Annotated in this window: 25 protein-coding genes; 10 read left to right on the forward strand and 15 right to left on the reverse strand. The window is 60.2% G+C overall.

All coding sequences use genetic code 11. The annotated features are described in order from the left end of the window. Positions 1–60: 60 nt before the first annotated feature. From A3AC_RS0116915 to A3AC_RS0116970, 13 genes are all read right to left on the reverse strand, one after another. Positions 61–540 (reverse strand): DUF3788 domain-containing protein, encoded by a 480-nt coding sequence (locus tag A3AC_RS0116915; protein WP_232231955.1) that lies wholly within the window; start codon positions 538–540, stop codon positions 61–63. A 54-nt stretch (positions 541–594) separates the two neighbouring features. Beyond that, complete coding sequence (locus tag A3AC_RS0116920) at positions 595–1,101, reverse strand: YkgB family protein (RefSeq protein ID WP_025600276.1); 507 nt, start codon at positions 1,099–1,101, stop codon at positions 595–597. A gap of 173 nt (positions 1,102–1,274) precedes the next feature. Beyond that, complete coding sequence (locus A3AC_RS0116925; protein WP_025600278.1) at positions 1,275–1,724, reverse strand: GNAT family N-acetyltransferase; 450 nt, start codon at positions 1,722–1,724, stop codon at positions 1,275–1,277. A gap of 33 nt (positions 1,725–1,757) precedes the next feature. Beyond that, the gene (locus A3AC_RS0116930) at positions 1,758–2,228 is read right to left on the reverse strand and encodes a pyridoxamine 5'-phosphate oxidase family protein (protein ID WP_025600279.1); all 471 of its coding nucleotides are present in this window, start codon (positions 2,226–2,228) and stop codon (positions 1,758–1,760) included. 73 nt (positions 2,229–2,301) lie between these two features. Beyond that, complete coding sequence (locus tag A3AC_RS0116935; RefSeq protein WP_025600280.1) at positions 2,302–2,997, reverse strand: glutathione S-transferase N-terminal domain-containing protein; 696 nt, start codon at positions 2,995–2,997, stop codon at positions 2,302–2,304. A gap of 94 nt (positions 2,998–3,091) precedes the next feature. After that, positions 3,092–3,637 carry a carboxymuconolactone decarboxylase family protein gene (locus tag A3AC_RS0116940; RefSeq protein WP_025600281.1) on the reverse strand — a complete coding sequence of 182 codons (546 nt, stop codon included), beginning with the start codon at positions 3,635–3,637 and terminating at the stop codon, positions 3,092–3,094. Positions 3,638–3,776: 139 nt separating this feature from the next. Continuing rightward, a complete protein-coding gene (locus A3AC_RS0116945) occupies positions 3,777–4,412 on the reverse strand; it encodes a nitroreductase family protein (RefSeq protein ID WP_025600282.1) in 636 nt (211 codons plus the stop codon). Positions 4,413–4,495: 83 nt separating this feature from the next. After that, on the reverse strand, positions 4,496–5,260 hold the full coding sequence (locus A3AC_RS0116950) for an alpha/beta hydrolase family protein (RefSeq protein WP_025600284.1): 765 nt from the start codon (positions 5,258–5,260) through the stop codon (positions 4,496–4,498). Positions 5,261–5,442: 182 nt separating this feature from the next. After that, positions 5,443–6,399 carry an AraC family transcriptional regulator gene (locus A3AC_RS0116955; RefSeq protein ID WP_025600285.1) on the reverse strand — a complete coding sequence of 319 codons (957 nt, stop codon included), beginning with the start codon at positions 6,397–6,399 and terminating at the stop codon, positions 5,443–5,445. 37 nt (positions 6,400–6,436) lie between these two features. Then, positions 6,437–7,147 carry an SDR family NAD(P)-dependent oxidoreductase gene (locus A3AC_RS0116960; protein WP_025600286.1) on the reverse strand — a complete coding sequence of 237 codons (711 nt, stop codon included), beginning with the start codon at positions 7,145–7,147 and terminating at the stop codon, positions 6,437–6,439. A gap of 13 nt (positions 7,148–7,160) precedes the next feature. Next, positions 7,161–7,424, reverse strand: a complete 264-nt coding sequence (locus A3AC_RS30070) for a DUF3331 domain-containing protein (RefSeq protein WP_442856510.1) — start codon at positions 7,422–7,424, stop codon at positions 7,161–7,163. A gap of 39 nt (positions 7,425–7,463) precedes the next feature. Beyond that, positions 7,464–8,096, reverse strand: coding sequence for an FMN-dependent NADH-azoreductase (locus A3AC_RS0116965; protein ID WP_025600288.1), 633 nt, complete (start codon positions 8,094–8,096; stop codon positions 7,464–7,466). A gap of 79 nt (positions 8,097–8,175) precedes the next feature. After that, the gene (locus tag A3AC_RS0116970; protein ID WP_025600290.1) at positions 8,176–8,793 is read right to left on the reverse strand and encodes a nitroreductase family protein; all 618 of its coding nucleotides are present in this window, start codon (positions 8,791–8,793) and stop codon (positions 8,176–8,178) included. 187 nt (positions 8,794–8,980) lie between these two features. On the opposite strand from A3AC_RS0116970, the gene pdxR reads away from it, so the two are divergent. Further along, positions 8,981–10,393, forward strand: coding sequence for a MocR-like pyridoxine biosynthesis transcription factor PdxR (gene pdxR / locus A3AC_RS0116975; RefSeq protein WP_025600291.1), 1,413 nt, complete (start codon positions 8,981–8,983; stop codon positions 10,391–10,393). Positions 10,394–10,864: 471 nt separating this feature from the next. On the opposite strand, the gene A3AC_RS0116980 is transcribed toward pdxR, so the two are convergent. Further along, positions 10,865–11,998: a LuxR C-terminal-related transcriptional regulator gene (locus tag A3AC_RS0116980; RefSeq protein ID WP_025600292.1), complete on the reverse strand. Its 1,134-nt coding sequence runs from the start codon at positions 11,996–11,998 to the stop codon at positions 10,865–10,867. A gap of 150 nt (positions 11,999–12,148) precedes the next feature. On the opposite strand from A3AC_RS0116980, the gene A3AC_RS0116985 reads away from it, so the two are divergent. From A3AC_RS0116985 to A3AC_RS0117020, 8 genes are all read left to right on the forward strand, one after another. After that, entirely contained in the window at positions 12,149–13,315 is a 1,167-nt protein-coding gene (locus A3AC_RS0116985; protein ID WP_025600294.1) for an acetyl-CoA acetyltransferase, read from the forward strand. Continuing rightward, entirely contained in the window at positions 13,312–14,826 is a 1,515-nt protein-coding gene (locus A3AC_RS0116990) for an AMP-binding protein (protein ID WP_025600295.1), read from the forward strand. The genes A3AC_RS0116985 and A3AC_RS0116990 overlap by 4 nt, the downstream gene beginning before the upstream one ends. Positions 14,827–14,862: 36 nt before the next feature. Continuing rightward, positions 14,863–16,650 carry an FAD-dependent monooxygenase gene (locus tag A3AC_RS0116995; RefSeq protein ID WP_025600296.1) on the forward strand — a complete coding sequence of 596 codons (1,788 nt, stop codon included), beginning with the start codon at positions 14,863–14,865 and terminating at the stop codon, positions 16,648–16,650. A gap of 48 nt (positions 16,651–16,698) precedes the next feature. Then, complete coding sequence (locus tag A3AC_RS0117000) at positions 16,699–17,646, forward strand: VOC family protein (RefSeq protein ID WP_025600297.1); 948 nt, start codon at positions 16,699–16,701, stop codon at positions 17,644–17,646. A gap of 81 nt (positions 17,647–17,727) precedes the next feature. Continuing rightward, a complete protein-coding gene (locus A3AC_RS0117005) occupies positions 17,728–18,177 on the forward strand; it encodes a nuclear transport factor 2 family protein (protein WP_025600298.1) in 450 nt (149 codons plus the stop codon). Positions 18,178–18,301: 124 nt separating this feature from the next. Next, on the forward strand, positions 18,302–19,381 hold the full coding sequence (locus A3AC_RS0117010; RefSeq protein WP_025600299.1) for a porin: 1,080 nt from the start codon (positions 18,302–18,304) through the stop codon (positions 19,379–19,381). Between the two features lie 87 nt (positions 19,382–19,468). Next, positions 19,469–19,834, forward strand: a complete 366-nt coding sequence (locus A3AC_RS0117015) for a BON domain-containing protein (RefSeq protein WP_025600300.1) — start codon at positions 19,469–19,471, stop codon at positions 19,832–19,834. A gap of 34 nt (positions 19,835–19,868) precedes the next feature. Next, positions 19,869–20,711: a fumarylacetoacetate hydrolase family protein gene (locus A3AC_RS0117020; RefSeq protein ID WP_025600301.1), complete on the forward strand. Its 843-nt coding sequence runs from the start codon at positions 19,869–19,871 to the stop codon at positions 20,709–20,711. A gap of 70 nt (positions 20,712–20,781) precedes the next feature. Here A3AC_RS0117020 and A3AC_RS0117025 read toward each other — a convergent pair whose 3' ends face one another. Continuing rightward, a complete protein-coding gene (locus A3AC_RS0117025; RefSeq protein ID WP_025600302.1) occupies positions 20,782–21,462 on the reverse strand; it encodes a hydrolase in 681 nt (226 codons plus the stop codon). A gap of 230 nt (positions 21,463–21,692) precedes the next feature. Here A3AC_RS0117025 and A3AC_RS0117030 point away from each other — a divergent pair, with 230 nt between their 5' ends. Further along, entirely contained in the window at positions 21,693–22,595 is a 903-nt protein-coding gene (locus A3AC_RS0117030) for a LysR family transcriptional regulator (protein ID WP_025600304.1), read from the forward strand. Positions 22,596–22,692 lie beyond the last annotated feature (97 nt).

The following is a 22,692-nucleotide window of genomic DNA, read 5'->3' on the forward strand; positions in this document are numbered from 1 at the left end:
GTACCATTCGCGTGATTGTGTCCGAGGCGCGTGTCGCGGGCTAAAAGGATTTCCGCGGCATCAATCGCGTGGAGACGCAGGGCGCTTCATAAGCATAAGCTCTGTCACCTCATGACGATCATCCGCAGACGAAACCGGAACAGTCAGCCATTTTCCGTCGGGGTAGGCACGGGCCTCATCGTACAGCTTGATCAACCGCGGGCTCCAGGAATAACGCCGCGCCTCAAACTTCTCTCGTTCAGCTCGCCCCAGGACCACCAGAACCGACAACAGCCTGTATGCGGGCAACAGCGTGCAGAGCGCCTTGGTCTTCCTGTAGCGCAGTGACCAACCGCGCTTCTTGCCGCCATATAGCCAGTCCGGCGCGAAAACACCGGGATACGAGGTCTCGATCCAGTTCCGCAGTTCGACCCAATGCTCGAATGCCTCCGGCCCCATCCAGTCGCGGATAGTGCGCTCGTCGGGCTGTGAAGATTTGTCGGCGATTCTGTCGCCAATCTCAGTGGACTCTTTCACGTTTGCTTCCCTCTTCATCTTCATGGGTGGAATGCTTGTCGTGGCGCCGGCAATCGCTGTATCGAAAGTTCATCCAGGTCACGACTTCCGAGCGTTAGCCCACGAGGCCTGGACGGACGCCACAAGAAGACAGAGCGATGCAGCCAGTAGAACGACGTCTTTAAGAAGGAACTGGCCAGGCAAGGCTGAAATCGCCGGAAACCCACCCGCTGTAGCTTCTGCCACTCCTGGCGTGCTCAGGAAGAAGGTCAGCGTGATGAAATAGGTCGCGGCCGACATCGCAGCGCCCAATGCGGACAAAATGGGCAGGAAGGCTCCGATAATCAGGGCTGCTGCAGTCGATAGCTCGAGTACGCCGATAACGTCGCTTGCGCCCTGAACTCCGAATAGGGAGTGCAACCAGCTCATGATCGGGCTGTGCGTGATGAACGGCGCGATGCCGTTGGCTTCGTAGGCGGTGAATTTCATTGCACCAAACCAAAGAAAGACGATGACAAGCGCCCATCTGAGCAGAGCCAGACTGGAGAGCGATCCTGCGCTTTTCTCGGCGATTTGAAGACGGAGCTGGTCTGTGCGAAGGGACATTTTGGGTTTCCAGTTCAGGTTGTGGGTCGGTCATCAGGAGCCTTCACTTCAGACTTGCCCGATGCCGGTTTCGAGACTGCAATCACTCAATAAAAATGCTCAAAAGGATCAGAAAAACGCGGGGCTGCGCTATGTGTTGCAGGAGTCCTGAGAACACCTGCGAATGAAAATTTTCAGGTGAATAGTTTCCGGTACTGGACAAAACCCGAGCGATCGCCGACGCGATCGTAAAGCCGCATGCCGGTAGAGTTGGTCTGGTGTGTCAGCCAGTGCACACGTGCTGCCCCGCGACGTTTCGCGTCCGCAAAAACATGCTCGATCAGCGCGCGGCCGATGCCGCCGCCGCGCGCATCGGCCGCCACAAACAGGTCCTGCATATAGCAGTAGTTGGCTGTTGTCCAGGTGGATCGATGGTAGATCCAATGCACCAGCCCGAAGGCGTGTTCGCCCATCATGGCAAGCGCGGCATGCATCGGCTCATTTGGGTCCAGCAAGCGCGCCCATGTCTCGAGCGTCACCGACTCTGGAATATCCACTTCGTAGAATCGCTGATAGCCTTTCCACAGAGGAAGCCAAATATCAAAGTCGTTCTTTTCAATGGCTTTTATCTCAACCGATAGCATAGATTTCTCCTGGCTTGCGCGAGTACTTCTCGCCTATTCGCCGATGCGTTTCACGCCGTACTTTTGATAGTAGGTGTTCCTGATTTCATCCTGACTTCGAGCAGGCTCGGCGAATACATGCGCCGGCGACAGCAGCGGAAAGATCGAAATGGTTTCGATCCTGACGACGTGATCGACGCGATACTCGAGCCCGTTCGTCGCGCGGACCCAGTCCGCGATCATCGAGTACTCGTCATCGCCTGGCGGCAGGATCGACGCATGGCCCTTGAATCGATAGCCGCGCCTCTCGAAGATGTCGATTACGTTGATCTCGACGGCGGGATTGCGCTTCAGGTTTCGTATCGTCGATGGCGAGGCGATATCGGCGAAGTAGAGAACACCGTTCCTGACCGTCAACGATGCCTTCGGCGAAAGATTCGGCGTTCCGTCCTCGTTGACTGTCGCGACGAATGACAATATCGCCCGCTTGATAACCGCCTCTGCGTCGGCGTTGATTTCGATCACGGATATATCCTCGCTTGAAAAGAATTTGCGCGGCTTTGTGCTTTGTTATGCAAAACGTTTCGACGGCCTTGCTTCAGGCCGCAGTCACTGCCAACCCGCGCTGTACCGCCGGACGCGCAAGACCGCGCTCAAACCAGGACTGGACATTCGAGAAACGGTCGAAACCGACAAGCTCACGCGCTTCATAAAAGCCGATCAGATTGCGCACCCATCCGAGCAATGAAATATCGGCGATACTGTAGTCAGTGCCCATTACCCAGTCGCTGCCCGCGAGCCGTTGGTCGAGGACACTCAGCAGCCGCGCTGATTCGGCGACGTAGCGATCGCGCGGGCGCTTGTCCTCATAGGCTTTGCCGGCGAATTTGTTGAAGAAGCCAACCTGGCCAAACATCGGCCCGACACCGCCCATCTGCCACATCAGCCACTGGATGGTTTCGTAACGAGTAACGGGATCGGTGGAAAGGAGTTGTCCCGTCTTCTCGGCGAGATAGATCAGGATCGCTCCAGATTCGAACAACGCGAGCGGCCGTCCACCCGGACCGTCCGGATCGAAGATCGCCGGAATCTTGCCATTCGGATTGAGGGCGAGAAAAGCCGGGTCATGGTGCTCGTTTGCCAGGATATCGATGCGGTGCGCCTCATACACAAGACCCGTTTCCTCCAGCATGATGCCGACCTTGACGCCATTAGGCGTCGGTAACGAAAAGAGCTGGAGCCGATCGGGGTGCCGCGCCGGCCAGCGCGTGAAGACTGGATGATCGAGTGTCATGCTTGTTCTCCTGGTATGCCAGCGGGGCGGAGCCGGGGCATGACCGGCTCTTCCGCCTCGTTTCCCAATTTCCTCGCAGACGAGGGAATAAAGCTCAGATCGAGCCAGCCGGCGTAACCGGGGGAAAGTCCTTCTCGGGATCGAACACGTTATTGAAAAAGTTCGTCAGCGAGTACATGGCCACCAGCGCGACGATCTCCATCACGTTTGCATCCGTGTAGCCGGCATCGCGGACGGCTTTCAGATCTGCGTCGCTGACTTGCCCACGGGTCTCGATGACCTTGCGCGCAAATTGAACCGCGGCGTCGCGCTTCGGGTCGGCAGCATGACCTTTGCGGGCGAGAATGATTTCATCGGCCGGCAGCTTCGCCATATGCTCGGCGGTAAAGCTGTGCACCGTCAGGCAGTAGTTGCAGCCGTTCACTTCCGAGACAACGAGACCGATGCTGTCACGCGTCTTCACGTCGAGTGCTTTGCTCAGCGAACCGAGCAGCGTGGCCCATGCGTTGAACGCGATCGGGCTTTGCGCGAAGCTTGCCATCATGTTCGGCGTGAAGCCGATATTTTTTGTGAAGGCATCGAGCGTCGGCTTTGATTCGGCCGGCACCTGCTCCGGCGTTAAAGTAGTAGTCCTTGCCATCGTAGTCATCCTTAAGTTTCTGGTTTCACAGATTGAGAATGGTCATTGGGAGACCATCCGTTGGTTTGCTTCGCTCCCAGGCTATGGGTCGAAGCGGGTTGCCCTTTAAGCAGGCGACATCTTGTGCTTGTCGTTCACTTCACACCAGGTCCAGTACCTCGGCCACGGGACGGCGCGGCTTCTGCGCCCAGTTTCCGGCTCGCTCTGCTCCTACGGCCAACAGGAGGACCGGGATTTCGTCCCCGGCCAGTCCGAACTCGCGGTGCACGGCTTCGTCATCGAAACCGATCATCGGCGTTGAACCCAGGCCCATTGAGCGGGCCGCATAGATCATCGCCGCCGCCCCGAAAGTGGCGGTGCGCACGGCCTCGTCACGACGGCGCTGCGGGTACGCCATATACAGATTGCGTGCAGGGATTTCCCACTCGGGCACCATGGTTGCGGGCATGACGCCCGCTTCCACTAGCGGTGCGAGACGCTCCGGTATCACACTGGTTTCGACCAGTTGGCCGCAGACGATGAAAGTGACGGCTGCATCTTTGACCGCGGGCTGGTTCCACGCAATCGGGCTAAGTCGCGCCTTGGCTTCGGGCGTGCGTACGGCGATAAAGCGCCAGTTCTGTAAGTGGAACGATGTCGGCGCGCTCGTGCCGATCCGCACGAGCTCACGGATCTGTTCGTCGCTCAAGGTCGCGGCTGGGTCGTAGTACTTGGCCGCGCTGCGGCTCAGAATGCATTCAATGACGGGGTTGGTCATGTTGATTTCGGTTTTCATAAGGATTCCTGTGTTTAAGAAGGAGGGTTTAGGCGTACGAGTGCTTGCGCTCCATGCGGAGCGCAAAGCACATGTCATTCAAATCAGGAAATCAGATACCGGCTCGCCCAGGTCGAGATCATTGCGGCCGCATAGTCGGCGTCGGCGCGGCGTGTCAGCAGGTGGTCGGCGTCGTCCAGCGAAATGAAGCTCTTCGGGTGTTTCGCAGCCGCGAAAATACGCGCGGCGTTCTCGATGCCCACTGTTGAATCCAGCGGCGAATGCAGCACCAGCAATGGAATGCGCAACCCGGTGATCCGCGACTCGAGGTTGTGACACGTCAGGTCGTCGACGAAACTCTTGCGCACGACGAACGGCCTGCCAGCCAGCAATACTTCTGCTTCGCCGTGCGTCTCGATGGTTTCAAGGCTTTGCGGGGCGAACTGATGCAGGACATGACGGGTATCGAACGGAGCCGCCAGCGTGGCCACCGCACGAATGCCCGACATCTGGCCCGCGGCCATCAGGACGGCTGCGCCGCCCAGGCTATGGCCGACCAGGATCGATGGCGGCTTGCCGTCGCTGGTCATCGCGTTGCCGGCCGCGACCAGATCGTCCACGTCGGCGGCGAATGTTGTGTCGGCGAAGCTTCCGCCGCTATTACCCAATCCGGCAAAGTCGAAGCGCAACACGCCGATGCCGTGAGCGGCGAGTGCACGTGCGACGCGACTGGCGGCGAGGCTGTCCTTGCCGCAGGTAAAGCAGTGGGCGAGGATGGCCCAGCCACGCGGCTGACCGTCCGGCAATTCCAGTCTGCCGGCGAGCCGGTAGCCGTGCGGTCCGTCGAATTCGAAGGCTTGTGCGCTCATAAGTCGGTTTCTCTCGTATCAGCGTGCGTTGCGTCGATGAGGCGTCAGGCGGTTAGGAGCCTCCACTTTAGGCCTCGTCGATGCGGCTTTCGAGACTGGATTTGCTCAATAAAGTATCAAAAAGGATCAAGTCGACGTTGAGCGATGAATCGCGGCCGGTACTGGGGCCGGTACTGGGACCGTTATTGGCCGTTGCGCGCGAGACGTCGCCATTGCCCCGGCGTCATGCCCATCCTCTCGGTGAACACACGCCGGAATGACGGCACCGATTGATACCCAACCGACTCCGCCACGGCTTCCGTGGTCATCATCGGTTTTTTCAACCCGTTGGCAGCGAGGCTCATCCGGATATCGGTCAACAGATCGACGGCCGAGCACCCGAGCGTGTCCTGAAAGTGCCGCATGAAGGTGGCGCGCGACATGCTGCATAAATCGGCTAGCTCAGGCAGATTCCAGGGCCGCGCGGGATCGGCGAACATGGCTGAAATGGCCGGCGCGAGTCGTGGATTGCCGGCGAGTGCCAACAAGCCTGCCGGAGCCTCTTCGGATTCGCTCGCCTCGCGCAAGACCAGCGTGAAGAGCGCCGACGAAAGGGCGTTGACGATCGCATATCCACCGACTTTGTCGCCGGTGGACTCCTCGCGCATCATCCCCACGAAACTGGCCAGGTGATCTGGAGCAGATCCCACATCCTTTTCATCGTGACGTTTCATGGTCCGGACTACTACATTCGTCGGCAGATAATTGCGGATCAGCCGGTCATGAGGCGGCCCGATGAGAAATCGCCCGCACAGCATGTCCAGACGCTCGCCCTGGCCGTCGTTCTCGCTGAACATCAATCCGGCGGAATCACGGCGTTCGCACGTAGGTCCGGGCGCATGCCCGCTGCCGTCGTGCAGCACATGCGCCGAGCCGTGAGGCCGCAGCACGACATCGCCGGCTACCAGTTCGCGCGCCGTGTTTGTCTCGGGGTCCTCGATAATTGCCCGGCCCTTGAGCACGACGTGATAGGGAACCTCTTGCGCGCTGGCCTGCGGCCAGGCCACGCGCCAAGGGGCACCATACGCGCAGCGGACTTCCAGGCGGCCGGTGATCGTGATCATTTGCAGCAGGTGGCTCAGCCAATCGACTTGGGACATAGGGCTCGCTTAGGCCTCGGCATGGAAAAGGGGCGTTTCAGTGGCCCGCGCTTTGCCCGCCATCGACGTGCAGGATTTCTCCAGTGATGAACGGCGCTGAATCGAGGAAGACGACGGCGTCGGCGATATCGCGCGTTTCACCCAGGCGTCCGATGGGATTGAACGCTCGCAGCGCGTCGTGATTTTGAGGCGCGTGCATCGGCGTGTCCATGTTTCCGGGCGCGACGGCGTTCACGCGGATTCCCTTCTTCGCGTATTCGATCGCCAGCGACTTCGTGGCCGCGTTGATGCCGCCCTTCGTCAGCGCCGCGAGGACCGAGTAGACCCCGCTGATTGCGACCTGATCGATGCTGGCCGTGATACTCACCACATGACCACTCGAATGCTTTTCCATCTCGGCGATTGCGTGCTGCGTGATGTAATAGAAGCCCGCCATGTTCACGTTCATCACGGCTGCATAGTCTTCCTCAGTGTGTTCGGTAAAAGGCTTGCCGATGTAGATGCCGGCGTTGTTCACCAGCGTATCAATCCGGCCAAATCGTGCGACGCCCTCGGCGATGACACGTTGCGCGGTTGCCGGGTCGCCGATGTCGCCGGCCACCGTCAGCAGGTTCGCGTCGTCGGACGGCTCGATCGTGCGCGAGGTAGCAACGACGGCACAGTCGAGTTCGCGAAATGCCCGAACGATCGCGGCACCCATTCCGCGCGAGGCGCCGGTAACTACAACAACCTTTCTCGAAGTGATCATACTTTAGTACTTTTTAAAAGAATGATTTGTCTGGGAATCCAGCTACCGCGGAAGCCAGAATCATGCGATGGCGATTGAGCGGCACTTGCGATCGATAGACGCGCGGACGAAATACTGAGTCCCCGCGGCGTATCGGCTTACCGGACAGCACGCAAACGGCATCCACACGCGCAACACAGATGCCCCAGACCTGAGCCGCGCAATGACCCGAACAAGGATCGCTCCAGCATACGCTGATCGTTGTCGACGACAGCTTTTCCACAATTGAGACGCGCAAGGACGAACGTTCCTGACAAGTTATCGGCTCGACGCTTATTCAAGCGAGGCTTTGCACCAGGCTGACCATCGCCGGTTCGATCGTCGCGACGAGCGAGCGGCGAAGTTCGTTCGCGCGAGCGTCATCGATAAACGCTGTGCCCTGCAAAGGCAGGTAATGGACTGTATTGAGACCGATGCAGCCGAGTGCGGCGGTGAGATAGGGCGTGAGGAAATCCGGCTGATTGGCTCGCTCACCGGCAAACACGCCACCCGAAGCGATCGCGACGAATACGGGACGGTCCTGAAGCATTCCGACCTTGCCGGCTGGTGTCGACTTCATCGTGCGGCCGACACGGAGGATCTGATCGATCCACGCCTTCAGAACGGACGGCACCGTGAAGTTGTTCATCGGCGTGCCGATGACAACGACATCGGAACGCTCGACTTCGTCAATGAGCTGCTCGGCGAGAAGTAGCGCGTCGGCGGAACGCCCTGCCGCAGCCAGCGACGCGGGCGTCGCGAGCGCGGCGGCATAGTCGGCGCTGGCGTGAGGTACCGGTTCATATCCCAGGTCGCGGCGGCTAATACGCGCGCCGGGGAGGATTGTGAGCAGTTTGTCGACGACTGCCGACGATAGCTGTCGACTGTGCGACTCCCGTCGCGGACTGCAATCGATGTGCAGGATATTCATGCGGGTTTCTCCGGCAGCTTCGGAAGGGCAATAGCGGAATCGAGAACTTGTTCCTGTACATCACCGGTTCTGCTAATCATTAAACGAGCGCCAGCACATCGGCCACGGGACGGCGCGGCTTCTGCGCCCAGTTTCCCGGACGCTCGGCGCCTATCGACAACAACATCACCGGCACTTCGTCTTCGGCCAGTCCGAACTCGCGGTGCACGGCTTCGGCATCGAAACCGATCATCGGCGTCGAACCCAGGCCCACTGAGCGGGCTGCATAGATCATCGCCGATGCGCCGAACGTGGCCGTGCGTACGGCCTCGTCGCGCCGGCGCTGCGGGTGCGCCATGTACAGGTCGCGTGCGGGGTTTTCCCATTCCGGCACCATCGCGGCAGGCATGAGACCCGCTTCCACCAGCGGAGCCAGGCGCTCGGGAATGACGCTCGTATCGACCAGTTGGCCGCAGACGATGAAGGTAACCGCCGCATCTTTGACCGCGGGCTGGTTCCACGCGATGGGGCTCAGCCGGGCCTTGGCTTCAGGCGTGCGTACCGCGATGAAGCGCCAGTTCTGCAGGTGGAACGATGTCGGCGCGGACGTGCCGATTCGCACGAGTTCGCGGATCTGGTCGTCGCTCAAGGTCGCAGTAGTGTCGTAGTACTTGGCGGCGCTGCGGCTCAGGATACATTCGATGACTGCACTGGTCATGGTTAATCCTATGGGTGAAGAGATAGTTCGAGCTACGAATGGTTACCCGTTCGAATCGGTCGATCGGGCATGGCCTGGTATCTCCCTATTGGGCTCACATTTCCACCTGCTATGGTGGGAACATTCTGTACCATCGATGGTATGAATAGAAGAACCAAGATTCCCAATTTTCGTGTGTACCAAGAACATGCATCCAGACCTGAAGATTCAGCTCGACCGGACAGCGAAGCTGTCTCTCGCAGAACAGATTCGTGCGAGCATTAGCAGGACCATTGAGGCCGGGCTGCTCGCACCCGGCACGCGGCTGCCCTCATGGCAGGACCTGGCGGCGCAGCTGGGCGTGGCGCGCGGTACGGTTCAAGCGGCATATGAACGGTTATGCGATGCCCAGATGATCGAAACATTCGGGGCAGGCGGCACCCGCGTCGCCCCGCGGCCGCGCGTGGTGGCGACTCAAGCGCAAGCGCCGCAGCTCGGCGCCTTTATGAAGGCTTATGCGGAGATGAACGCCGGGCCGGCGATATTCCAACTCGGCATTCCGGCGTTTGAGGGGCTACCGGAAAAGCTCTTTTCACGGGCGCGCTCTTCCAATCTGCTCAAAACCGGATGTTTATCGTCCCTGCTCTATCCCGATCCCAGAGGGGAGTTCGAGCTGCGCAGGGAGATCGCGGGCAATCTCTCCATCGCAAGAAATTTTCCCTGCCATCCCGAGCAGGTGTTTATCACTTCGGGTTACAGCTCCGGCTTAGGCCTGGCACTGCGGGTGTTAGGTCTGGACGGTAAGAAAGTCTGGATGGAAGAACCCGGTTTCATGGTCACCCGAAAAGGGTTAGAACTGGCTCGCTTGAATATCGTGCCCATACCGGTGGATGCAGACGGTCTTAACGTAGACTATGGCATCGAGAAAGCCGCGGACGCTGCGTTAGCGGTGTTGACGCCCGGTCAACAAGCTCCCCTGGGGCCGACCCTGTCATTGAGGCGGCGGCTTCAGCTGCTCGAATGGGCAGCCTCGAGTCACGCCTGGATCATCGAAGACGACTACCTCGGCGAACTGCAACTGCAAGGCAGGCCGGCACCTGCGCTCGCGTCGCTGGATGAGGGCAAACGGGTCATTCACATCGGTTCGTTCAGCAAGACGATTAGCCCGGGACTGCGACTTGGATTTGTCGTCGCGCCAAACGAATTGGCCAACGCATTCGCCGAGGTGGCCGCAACGCTTGCCCCGGCACCATCGCCAGTCATTCAACTCGCCACGGCTCAATTTATACGTGACGGCCACTACATGCGGCGCGTGCGCCGGCTCAAGCGTCTTTATTCTGCCCAGCGTGACGCGCTCTGCGAGCAGTTGCGAATGCGCGACGCAGAGTGGGTCAATGCCGGCCTGGCAGTACTTCTCCGACTCCCCGACGGCGCGCCCGACGTGCGGATCGTTCGCGAAGCGATGGCCGTTGGCATGGCGCCATCGCCACTGTCCGTGTGGTTCGCGACTCCGTCCTGGACCTTACCCGGCCTTTTGCTCGGGGTTGCGACGGCGCCTGAGCAGCACCTCGCCGCTTCCTGTCAGCGACTCTTCGAGATCATTGACCGATATCGCTCGTGAGACGTGTATCCCGGGCGGCGTACGCTCGCTCGCCCGCATCGAACGCAGACCCTTCTGATAGTGTCGCTCTTCCGGAACGCCGTCGATCTCCAAGGCGGGGGTCCGCTTTCCGGTTGAATCCGGACGTTCCGCTCGTGGCGTTTAATGGCCGCAACGGGTCGAGAGTGCGCGTTGACGACTGGCTGTTTTCGGGCAGCGAAAAACCAATGGCCCCTTTCCGGCGATGAGTTCGGAGAGCCGACTGCCGCATCCCGACCCTCAACAGTCAATCGACCCAGTGACGCTTTGATGGCAGCTGCTTGGCTACAACGGTCACTCTGCGCGAGTGCGTCTGCCAACGGGAGCACGGCCATTGCTGAGGTTCGATCAACGCCGCTTGCAGTGGCCCCCAAGAGAGCGGACGAAGCTGTTGCAATGGTCTGCGGCTGGCTGACGCCGCGTTGCCGCGTCGAGCGTCGTACCCCGTCATCGTCATCCACGTCCGATTAGCCGGGCGATCAGCTCGCCGACGGTTGTAACTTCATATTTCCGCATCAAGCGCACTCGATGAGCTTCGACGGTCCGGTGACTGATGTTGAGGTCGCGCGCGATCTGTTTGCTGCTTTTACCGGTCACCAGAAACTGCGCGACCTCCCGCTCGCGAGGCGTGAGCTTCGTCGTTACAGGGCGGATCTTCGAAAGATCCTCGAAACACCATGTAGCGGCAGCGAACGGATCATCGCGACTGAACGACCGCCCCGACACATGACACCAGAAGAAGCTGCCGTCGATTTTCCGCATGATGCGATCGTCGCAGTAGAACCCCTGCTGCTGCATTACGATCATCGCACGCTTGCCCACATGTTGGAATTCGTCTCGGGTCGGGTATAGGTACTCCACCGATTTTCCCGCCAGGTCATGCGACGTATAACCGAACATTTCGCTGAAAGCTTGATTGCAGCACACGATGACACGCTGCCTGGTTACCAGCAAGCCGACCGGCGCCATTTGAAATGCAAAGGTCTGATCGGCGAGAGGATCGCTTATCGCGAGTACGGCAGATGGACTTTGCAGGTCGCGTATTTGACGCTGTTTCCTCTTAGACTCTGTTACGCCGATCTCAGGTCTGCCTGTTCGTTGGCAAGCACCTACGGCGGAAGGCGCACTACTAGCGCCGTCTCGGGAGTAGGTCGGCTGGGCATCGCCGTCCTTTGATGCCTGTGGATTCGTACTCTTCCAGATCCGTACGACGCTCGATGCAGAAACGTTTGCCCCGCGGGCGATGCGTCGGATGCTCATCCCGCTTTGCGGTGCGGCCTGCTTTTCCGCGATGATCGCGGCAGCAATGGCATCGGAAATTGATCGCGGCGCCCCTGTTCTGTGTGCATCGGACAGGCCTTTGACACCATACTGAATAAACCGCGCGCGCCACTTGGCGACCGTATGGGAGGTGACATGGTTTCGTTGCGCCACGATCCTGTTTTCCAGCCCGTCCGCGCATTCGAGCACGACGCGCGCGCGGATTGCCAACGCCTCCTGCGCGTCGTGCCGCATTTCCATCGCTCGAAGCGCCTCTCGCTCTTCGTCGCTTAGCACCAGGGGAGTCTTGGGGCGTCCTTTACTCATAGATATTTCATCACATGCTGCATTAATGATCCGAATAATGTAACGAACTTTCGGTACACGATATCAGTGTGGACCCTGGCGTATTTCGACGACTGATATTCGCTTCGTTACCCGCGTAAATTCCGCTCAACACACTGAACGGAGAAGCAGATGACTGTCGCAATCGTGGGTTGGGGGCACTTGCCATTTGGTCGCTTTGACTCCCTGAGCCTGGAAGATCTTATTGTTGGCGCGGGCCGCAAAGCGCTTGGCGATGCGGGTATCCCCGCAGATTCCGTGGATGGCATCTGGCTGGGCAATCTGAATGGCGGATTCGTCCCGGACATCTTTGCCGCGCCGCTTGCGCTGAACTGTGACCCCGGCCTGCGTTGGAAGCCGGCGGTCCGCGTCGAAAACGCATGCGCCTCGGGCTCGGCCGCGATTTATGCCGCATGTGATGCCATCGAGGCCGGGCGAGCACGCATCGCCCTGGTGATCGGCGCCGAAAAGATGACGTCGGTATCCGGCGCCGAGGTGACGACGATTCTCGGAAATTGCGGGTACTCGGGCGAGGCGGGAACGCCCCCGGGCGGCTTTCCCGGCATCTTCGCCGAAGTCGCCCGCGACTATTTCGATCAGTACGGCGATCATTCCGCGACGCTCGCCAAAATAGCCGCGAAGAACCACGCAAACGGCGTCGCCAATCCTTGGGCGCATATGCGTCGGGATCTCGGCTTTGAATTCTGCAACACCGTCTCGGAGAAGAACCCGCTGATTGCGCCTCCGCTCCGCAAAACGGACTGCTCGCTCGTCTCGGACGGCGCGGCCGCGCTGATTCTGGTCGCGGAAGATCTGGCGGCGGATTTCAAGAGAGCTGTGTCGATCAGGGCCCGCGTGCAGGTCAATGACTATCTCCCGCTGGCGCAACGCCGGGCGATCGAGTTCACTGGCCCGAAGCGCGCGTGGAAAGGGGCGCTGCACGACGCCGGCTGTACGATCGGCGACCTTTCGTTTGCCGAAGTGCACGACTGCTTCACGATCGCGGAGCTGCTCGCCTATGAGGCGATGGGTCTCGCACCGGAGGGGCAGGGGCATCGTTTGATCGAAGACGGGACTGTCGCGCGAGACGGACGTTTCCCGGTCAACGCCTCGGGCGGACTCAAGGCCAAGGGCCATCCGATCGGAGCGACGGGTGTTTCGATGCACGCGATCGCCGCGATGCAACTGGCCGGCGAGGCCGGCGAGATGCAGATCCCCGGGGCCACGCTGGGCGGCGTGTTCAACATGGGTGGCGCCGCAGTGGCGAGTTACGTCAGCATTCTGGAGCGCCGTCGATGAATATCGCGCAATTGCTTCGTCGCACGGCATCCGTCTATGCGGACCGCCCCGCGGTGCTGCACGGCGATCAACCTTGGCTCGACTACGGTTCGCTCGCCAAGCGCGCGGCGGCACTGGCGGGGTTTCTGCAAGACCAATGTGGCGTCAAGCCGGGTGCGAGAGTCGCGATCTATTCGGAAAACTGTCCGGAATATCTGGAGGCGCTCCATTCGATTTACTGGGCGGGCGCGGTTTCGGTCCCGGTGAACTTCAAGCTCCACCCGAAAGAGCTTTCTTTCATTCTGGCCGATGCCGAAGCCGACGTGCTGTTCGTTTCGGAAGCATTGGCGGCCACGCTGCGGGAGGCCGCGATCGATCTGCCCTCGTCGTGCCTGGAATTCGGCTCTTACGGGTATGCGCACGCGCTCAAGCATGCGCCGATCGCGGTCCAGCACCGGGGTCCGGACGAGGTGGCGTCGTTGTTCTATACGTCCGGTACGACAGGGCGTCCCAAGGGCGTTATGCAGACGCATCGCAACCTGCTGACGATGACGGCGTGCTACTTCATGGACGTCGACGACGTCAGTCCCGACGATGCCATGGTGTATGCGGCGCCGATGTCGCATGGCGCAGGGCTGTACAACTTCCCCTATGTCGTGCGGGGCGCCCGGCATGTGGTGCCTCGCTCCGGCGGGCTCGATTGCGCGGAACTGGTGGAGCTGGCTTCGCGAGTGGGACGGCTGTCGATGTTTGCCGCGCCGACTATGGTCAAGCGCCTGGTGGAACACGTTCACGCGGCGCGGGCCGACGTGGCCGGCTTCAAAACCATCATATATGGTGGCGGCCCGATGTATGCGAATGATCTGCAGCAGGCGCTCGAGGTGTTCGGGCCGCGTCTGGTGCAGGTCTACGGCCAGGGCGAGAGCCCGATGACCATCACGGCGCTCGATCGTCGGCATCTTGCAGATACGCAGCATCCGCGATGGGCGGAGCGCTCCACATCGGTCGGTGTTGCTCAATCGTTGGTGGAAGTGCAGGTCGTTGACGACCGTGGTCAGCGCGTTCCAAACGGCGAGATCGGCGAAGTGATCGTGCGAGGCGACGCAGTCATGCCTGGATATTGGCGTAATCCGGAGGCAACCGCCAATACGATTCGCGACGGTTGGTTATACACGGGCGATACCGGCTATATGGACGATGACGGGTTTCTCACCCTGAAAGACCGGTCAAAAGATTTGATCATCTCCGGCGGTTCGAATATCTACCCCCGGGAGATCGAAGAGGTATTGCTGTCGCATCCGTCCGTGTCCGAAGTCGCGGTGATCGGACAGCGGGATGCCGAATGGGGTGAGGTTCCCGTGGCATTTGTCGTGCTCCGGAATGGCTGCAATGCCACGCAACAGGAGCTGGATGATTGGTGTCTCCAGAGCCTTGCCCGCTTCAAGCGACCGAAGCGTTACGAGTTTGCGCTGGCGCTTCCAAAAAACAGTTACGGGAAGGTGTTGAAGACGGAGCTGCGTGACCTGGGTTGATGGCGTCAGACGCGTAAAAAGATAGAGAGGCACAAAATGGAGACAATCAAGAAGATGAAAACGTCGGTTCTGATCGTAGGTGCCGGACCGGCTGGTCTTACGGCGTCCGCGATTCTGGCAAAGAACGGAATCGACGCTTTGACCGTGTGTCGGTACTCCGGAACAGCAAACTCGCCGCGGGCACACATCACGAATCAGCGCACGATGGAAGTGTTCCGGGACCTCGGTATCGAGGAGCAAATGGTGGCCTTGTCGACGCCAAATCGCTTGATGGGCAACACGACGTGGATGACGAGCTTTACCGGTCTCGAACTGGCTCGCCTGCCGTCGTGGGGAACCGGGATCGACCGGCGCACGGACTACGAGCGTGCCAGCCCGAGTTCCATGTGCAATCTGCCGCAACATATCCTCGAGCCCGCCCTGCTGGATGCCGCCAGGGCTGCGGGGGCACGCGTGCAATTTGACACGACTCTGGTCGCCATCCGGCAGACGAAAGACGCGGTCTATTCCACCCTGGTCGATCGAGTGACCGGCGAGAAATTCGAGGTCGAGTCGGAGTATGTGATTGGGGCGGACGGCGCCAACAGCCTGGTGGCGAGCGAGCTCGGTTTCGAGATGGAAGGGCACCGGGGCATCGCGGAGCAGGTCAACTGCTGGGTTGAGGTCGACTTGTCGAAGTTCGTGGCCCATCGCCCCAGTTCTCTCTACGTCATCTCGCAGCCAGGAAACGCTTTCTGGATCGGAAGCGGCGTATGGATTTGCGTGAAGCCCTGGTCGGAATGGGTGTTGCTCTTTGCCTTCCGGTCGGCCGATGGCACGCCGGATCTCAGCGAACCGTCGGTCGTCGATTATGCAAGGTCGACGATCGGGGACCCCCATATCGACGTCAAGGTCAAATCGGTCTCCACCTGGGCAATCAACCACATGTTTGCCAAGGAGATGCGCAAAGGGCGCGCGTTTATTGCCGGCGATGCCGCGCATCGCCATCCGCCGGCGAACGGGCTGGGTTCCAACACGTCGATTCAGGACAGTTTCAATCTCGCCTGGAAGCTCGCCATGGTGTTGAAGGGCCACGCCAATGAGTCGCTTCTGGACAGCTATTCCGCTGAACGGCAGCCGGTGGCCAAGCGAGTGGTCGAACGCGCGAATAAATCGGTCGAGCTGATGCAGCCAATGTCCGCCGCATTCGGATTCAGTCATGGCCAGAGCACCGAGGCCGGCTGGGAGTCGATCGCAGAGCTCCGCGGGGATAGCCCGCGAGGCCGTGAGCGCCGCAAGGAACTCGCGCGGGCGCTAAATGGGCTGCAGCACCATTTCAACGCCCACGGCGTCGAGCTTGGCCAGTATTACACCTCCGGCGCGATCGTGGACGACGGTAGTCCCGAGTTCAAACCCGAGCGCGATCCCGAGCTTTATGTGACGCCGACCACCCGTCCAGGCGCTCATTTGCCGCACGCTTGGGTGCAGAAGGGCGAGAAATTGGTCTCCACCTTGGATCTCGCCGGCAAGAACAGCTTCACCGTAGTGACTGGGATCGGCGGGCAGCGCTGGTGCGAAGCAGCTGAGCGTCTTGCTGCCGAGTTCGGCTTGCCGCTGCGTCATGTGGCCATCGGTGCGGACCTCGATGCCGAAGACGTCTACGGACAGTGGTGTTCCTTGCGGGAAATCGAGGAGAACGGGTGCTTGCTGGTCCGCCCCGACATGCACATTGCATTCCGTGCGATGGCGATGTCCGACCGGCCCTTTGAGGATCTGTCGTCCGCTATGGAGCACATCGTCGGGCAGCAGCTGACGAGTTTGCGGCCGCTGTTAGCAATTGAGTGACACCGGGCCGGGCAACCGCCCAAGGTCATATGAAGAGTCGAGGATGAAATGAGCAAAATCGTGGTGCGAGAGTTGGCCTATGTGAGGCTGAGGTCGCCTGACCTGGATATGGCGGAGCAGTTTCTGACTGACTTTGGATTGTCGCGGTCCGCACGAACCGCGAATGCGCTGTATATGCGTGGCACCGACCCGGCTCATCATGTCCACGTGACCGAGAAGGGCGAGGCGAAGGTGGTGGGGTTTGCGTTCGAGGTCGCAAGCGAAGCCGATCTCGAGCGCGCAACGCTGATTGAAGGGGCGTCCGGCGTTCACGAAATCGATGAACCGGGGGGCGGCCGCCGGGTAATTGTCACTGAGCCGAACGGTTATCAAATCGAGCTCGTGCATGGGATCCTGCGCCTGCCGTCGGTTCCCGTCGACCGCACGGTCTATAACACCGGCGGGGAGCCGAAACGACGGGCCGGCGTCCTGCAAAGGGTGCCCGCCAGTCCGACCCGGATCAAGCGTATCGGGCACTGCGTTCTGGCCTCGACGAAGTGGACGGAAACCACTCGCTGGTTCCACGAAAACCTGGGGCTCGTGACGACCGATGCCATCTACGCCGCAGAGCCATCGAACGTGATTGCGACGTTCAGCCGTCTCGATCAAGGCCCCGAGTATGTCGATCACCACGTGTTCATGTGTTTCAAGGGCGACGAAAGCGGGTTGAATCACGTGTCGTTCGAAATGAACGACATCGATTCGGTCTTCGCCGACCATCACTGGCTGAAGGATAAGGGCGAATACGAACATATGTGGGGACCGGGGCGTCATTACCTCGGCAGCCAGGTGTTCGACTACTGGGCCGACCCGTGGGGGCGAATCCACGAACACTGGGCGGATAGCGATCGCGTCAATGCGGAGTATGAGAGCCGCCATTGTTCCGCCGAGGAGGGATTTGTATCGCAATGGGGCGAGCATCCCCCGGAGAAATTCCTCAGACGCGTCAGTAAATAGAATTCGCCTCACTGCGAATATCGGGCTGCCCGGTAGTCTCGGCAGCGGTAAATCTCGAATGCATCAAAAAAGGGTGACCTGATGGAAATCAAAGTGATGACGGACGAGCAGCGAAAGGCCGTGGCACTCGAGTATTTCAAGCGCCTGGACCGCGGTGGAAATCTGATCGAGCTGTTCGACGAACACGCCGAGATGTATTTCCCGAAGTGGGGAGTCGCGCGCGGCAAGCAGGAGATCGAGCAGCTGTTTGGCGATCTGATGACGATCCTGGCCGGCGTCATGCATGACAAGTCGTATATGAACGTCATCCAGCAGGGCGACCGAGTGTGCGTCGAAGGACTGTCGAGCGGAAAGCTGAAAAATGGCGCGCAATGGCGTGCCGGCACCACGTTTGCGGGTCGCTGGTGCGACGTTTTCGAAATTCGCGACTTCAAGATTCACCGTTGCCACGTGTATCTGGATCCCGATTACGCGGGAGCAGATACCGCTCGTTATCCGTGGCTCGATACTGCGCGACAAATCAACTACTAAAGCCGATCCAGCAGATGCAAGACCTTGTTCGCTGTCCGATAGTGGCGTCGATCGGACCGGAGCGGATCAAGTGAAAAATACAAAAGCATTACCGCTGTAGAGACAGCGGGTCAAGGAGACGAAAGTGAGCGGGAAATGGAGAGCTGCAAAAGGAGTCTCGGTATTTGGATTAGGCATACTAATTAACTGTGCCGCGCAGGCGCAAAGCAGCGTCACGCTGTTCGGCGTCATGGATGGCGCGTTGCTATACACGAACAAGACGCTCGATCCGACAACCGGACGGAACGCCGGCAGGCAGGTTGCCGTCATTGACGGTGGCTCGTACTATTCGCAATTTGGCCTGACCGGAACGGAGGATCTTGGCGGCGGAGTCAAGGCAACGTTCCGGCTGGTAAGCGGGTTGAATATCGCCAATGGTGGGCTGCTTCACTGCAATGGCAATCTGTTCGGCTGCGAGGCCTGGGTCGGTATCGATGCGCCGGCTGGGCAGTTCAAGTTGGGCCTGCAGTTTTCGCCCTTCTTCCTCGCCGTCTATGACACCGATCCGCGCAGCTTGTCGTTGTTCGGCAGCGGATCGATCCACTTGGTGGACAACGTGCTCGGCACGGGCATCTTCAACGCGAACGCAGTGTCGTATATCAGCCCGACTATCAGCGGCCTGCAGGTCAGCACCTTATATGCGTTCGGCGGAAAGGCTGGGGACTTTCGGGCGGGGCGACAGTACGCGGTCCGACTCAAATACCAGCTGGGTGGCATGACCGTCAATGCCGCGATCTACGACGGCAACAGCGGCGGTACTGCTCAGACACCGGTACCGACAACCGTACAGTACGAAGGCCGGCTCGTTGGCGTCGGATATCAGTTTGGCTCAGTGACAGCGAAGGCTTCCTTCGTCAACTACAAAGTTGCCGGGTCGTTCAATAACAATGTCTATGGGGGCGGTCTTACCTGGTATGTACTCCCGACGCTGGACGTCAATGGGGGCGTCTGGGTGACGAGCGATCGCAACCGGACATCCAACCATTCCATTCTTGGAGCGCTCGGCACGGACTATTTTCTATCAAAGGCAACGACGCTCTATGCACAGGTGGGTGTCGTGAACAACCACGGTGCAATGAATACGGGTCTGTCAATGATTGGGGCGCTGTATGAGGTGCCAGGCACCTCGGTCGGCGCCGTGCTTGGCATCCGGCACACGTTCTGAACGTCCGAGCGCCCATGCTATGTAACACAGACGCAATGCATCGGCGGGACAGAGCAGCGCAGTTGGTTTATCAAGGAGTGAAACAAAGTGCGGAATATCAAAACGTTTAGGGCAGTGGTGGGCGCGCTGGTCATGGTCGGTTCGGTGGCCTGCGCACATGCCCAAGGGCTCGGAAGCGATGCGGAGCCGGCTACTGCGGTGAGCAGTGGCACGAATAACAAGGCGCTCAGGGCGGCGAATCGCAAGCTGCAACAGACCGTGGTGCGCGCTCTCTCGCACACGCGAAGGCTCGATGCGAGCAACATCCTGGTCGTAGCGAGAGGTGGCGTGGTGACCCTGGCCGGGTCGGTTCCCGCGGCGGAACAGATCGACCTTGCTGTTTCGGCAGCTAAAGCCGTGAGCGGCGTAAGCGAAGTACGGAATGACCTGACGATCAGGCCCGAAGGGGCGTGATCGCGACGATCATCACATCTTTTATGGAGAAGGTATGAAACTGTGTCGATATGGTAACCCCGGCGAAGAAAGACCGGGACTCGTCGATGAACGCGGGAAAATCCGCGACCTGTCGGGTCACCTCGACGACATCGGGCCCGCGAATCTGTCGCAACGGGCATTGCAGCTTCTGCGCGACGTCAGCCTCGACGAACTGCCGGTCGTCGGCGGCACGCCGCGTCTGGGTACGCCGGTGAAGGGCACGTCCAAGTTCATCGCGATCGGCCTGAATTACATCGATCATGCGGAGGAAGCCAGCCTGCCGATTCCCGACGAGCCGGTGATCTTTATGAAGGCCATCAGCTGCATCACGGGACCGTGCGACGATATCGTGCGCCCGCGCGGCGCGGCCAAGCTCGATTGGGAAGTGGAGCTTGGCATCGTGATGGGCGAGAAGGCCAAAGACGTTTCCGAGGCGGATGCGCTGAACTACGTGGCCGGCTATTGTGTGGTGAACGATGTATCGGAGCGCGACTACCAGCTACAGTCCTCGCAATGGACCAAGGGCAAGAGCTGCGATACGTTCGGCCCGATCGGTCCGTGGCTGGTCACGCGCGACGAGGTCCCCGATCCGCAGAAGCTCGGTCTGTGGCTCGAAGTCAACGGCAAGCGCATGCAGCAAAGCAATACCAGCGGAATGATTTTCCCGGTCGCGAAACTCGTTTCATATATCAGTCGCTATATGACCCTGTACCCGGGCGACGTGATTGCGACCGGCACGCCGGCGGGCGTGGGCCTCTGGGCCAAGCCGCCGGTATTCCTGCAGCCCGGCGACACGATGAAGGTTGGTATCGACGGGCTCGGCGTGCAGACGCAAACCGTGAAATCCGGGGATTGACCAGCGCGTCAACGCGCCAGCGGGATACGCCAGCGGTGCCGGCATTGGTGTGCCGGCACCGCCGCATGCGTTACGTTCGTTCCGAATCGAGCTGCTCGTTGTTCTTCAGAACGTCCTGGGCCTTGATATAGCTCTCGATCAGCAGCTGGTACGGGGGGAAAACCATCTCGTACACTTTCGCCCATTCCTGGGCATCGGGACGATGCCAGGTCTTCTGCAATTCGGACGCGACGGCTGCCGTGTCGACCGGAACCACACCGGCTTGGACGATGCGAGCGAGTGTGATCTCCTGCGCCATCTTCGAGTACGTGCCGGACGCATCGATCACCGCGAAGACCTTGTAGCCATCCTGCACGGCCGAGATGGCGGGGAAGGCCATGCAGACGCTGGTGACGGTACCGGCGATGATCAGCGTCTTGCGCCCCGTTGCCTTGACGGCCTCGACGAATGCGGGATTGTCCCAGGCGTTGATCTGTCCCGTGCGTGCGACATATTGGGCATGCGGCGCGCTCTCGTGGATTTCGGGGATCAACGGACCATTCGGGCCTTGCGGAACCGATGCGGTGGTGATCACCGGCATCTTGCAGAGCGTTGCCATCCTGGCCAGCGCGGTCGCGTGCTTGCGCAGGACGGTCATCTCCATGTCCTTGACCGTCTGGAACAGGCCGCTCTGATGGTCGATCAGCAGCATAGCTGTATCGTTCGGGTCAATGAAGGGAGGCTGGCCATTGAAGTTTGCGGGTACGCTCATGGGAATACTCCTGTAGTGCGGCCGAGACCGCGTCGTGGGTTAGCGATCGCGCTGCTTTCCCCGGTGCTCGCCGGTCACGGTCGCTCGTGCGCCCGCGCAGGGAAGATCCGATCATGTCGGCGCGACTCAAAGGGCCGCTCGACCACATAAGCGTAGAGGAGGACTTTTTGCGCCGGTAGACTGCGCGAATTGTCCTCAGTGTCCCATTTGCGGAACGGTCAACCACACTGATGCAAGACCTCAACGATCTCTATTTCTTCGCGCAGGTGGTCGACCACAGGGGCTTTGCACCCGCGAGCCGCGCCATGGGTGTTCCGAAATCGACATTGAGCCGGCGCATCGCGCTGCTCGAGCAGCAACTCGGCGTGCGGCTCGTCCAGCGGTCCACGCGTCAGTTCTCGATCACCGATATCGGTCAGCATTACTACAATCACTGCAAGGCGATGCTTGCGGAGGCCGAGGCGGCGCAGGACGCGATCGAGCAAATGCGTGCGGAGCCGCAGGGCGTGATCCGGCTGGTCTGCCCGGTCGCGTTGTTGCACGCGCGTGTCGGCGCGATGCTGGCTGAATTCATGGCCCGCACGCCGCGCGTCACGATCCATCTCGAAGCAAGTAACCGGGTCGTGGACGTGATCGGCGAGGGAGTTGATGTCGCCCTTCGCGTACGTCCGCCGCCATTGAAGGACAGCGACCTCATGATGCGCATGCTGGGCGAGCGCGCCTGGTGTCTCGTTGCCAGTCCTGCACTCGTGCGGCGGCACCATATTGCGGCGCCGACAGATCTTGCAGGCTGCCCGATTCTTGATTTTGGTCCGCCGCAGCCGCAGCATGCGTGGCAGCTAACCGGCCCCGATGGTGTTCAGACGACGATCCGGCACGTGCCCCGGTTCGTGACGGACGACATGATTGCCTTGCGGCAAGCCGCGATTGCCGGTGCCGGCGTTGTCCAATTGCCCATGATGATAGTGAGCGACGAGGTCCGGCGCGGGGAGCTTGTCCGGGTATTGCCGGACTGGTTGCCGCGAAGCGGCATCATCCACGCGGTGTTCCCGTCCCGTCGCGGGGTTCGCCCGTCCGTGCGCGCCTTGCTCGACTTTTTGGTTGATGCGTTTGCGCGGGTCGACGAACAGTGACCCATTTAGCAGCGATTCCACGTGCGCGCGCCGCCTAGACCTGAACCGATCGTGCCCTCGGCATTGGAGACGCGGCCTGAGGGCCTGTCCGTTCTCA

The organism is Burkholderia sp. WSM2230 (assembly GCF_000472445.1).
Classification (GTDB): domain Bacteria; phylum Pseudomonadota; class Gammaproteobacteria; order Burkholderiales; family Burkholderiaceae; genus Paraburkholderia.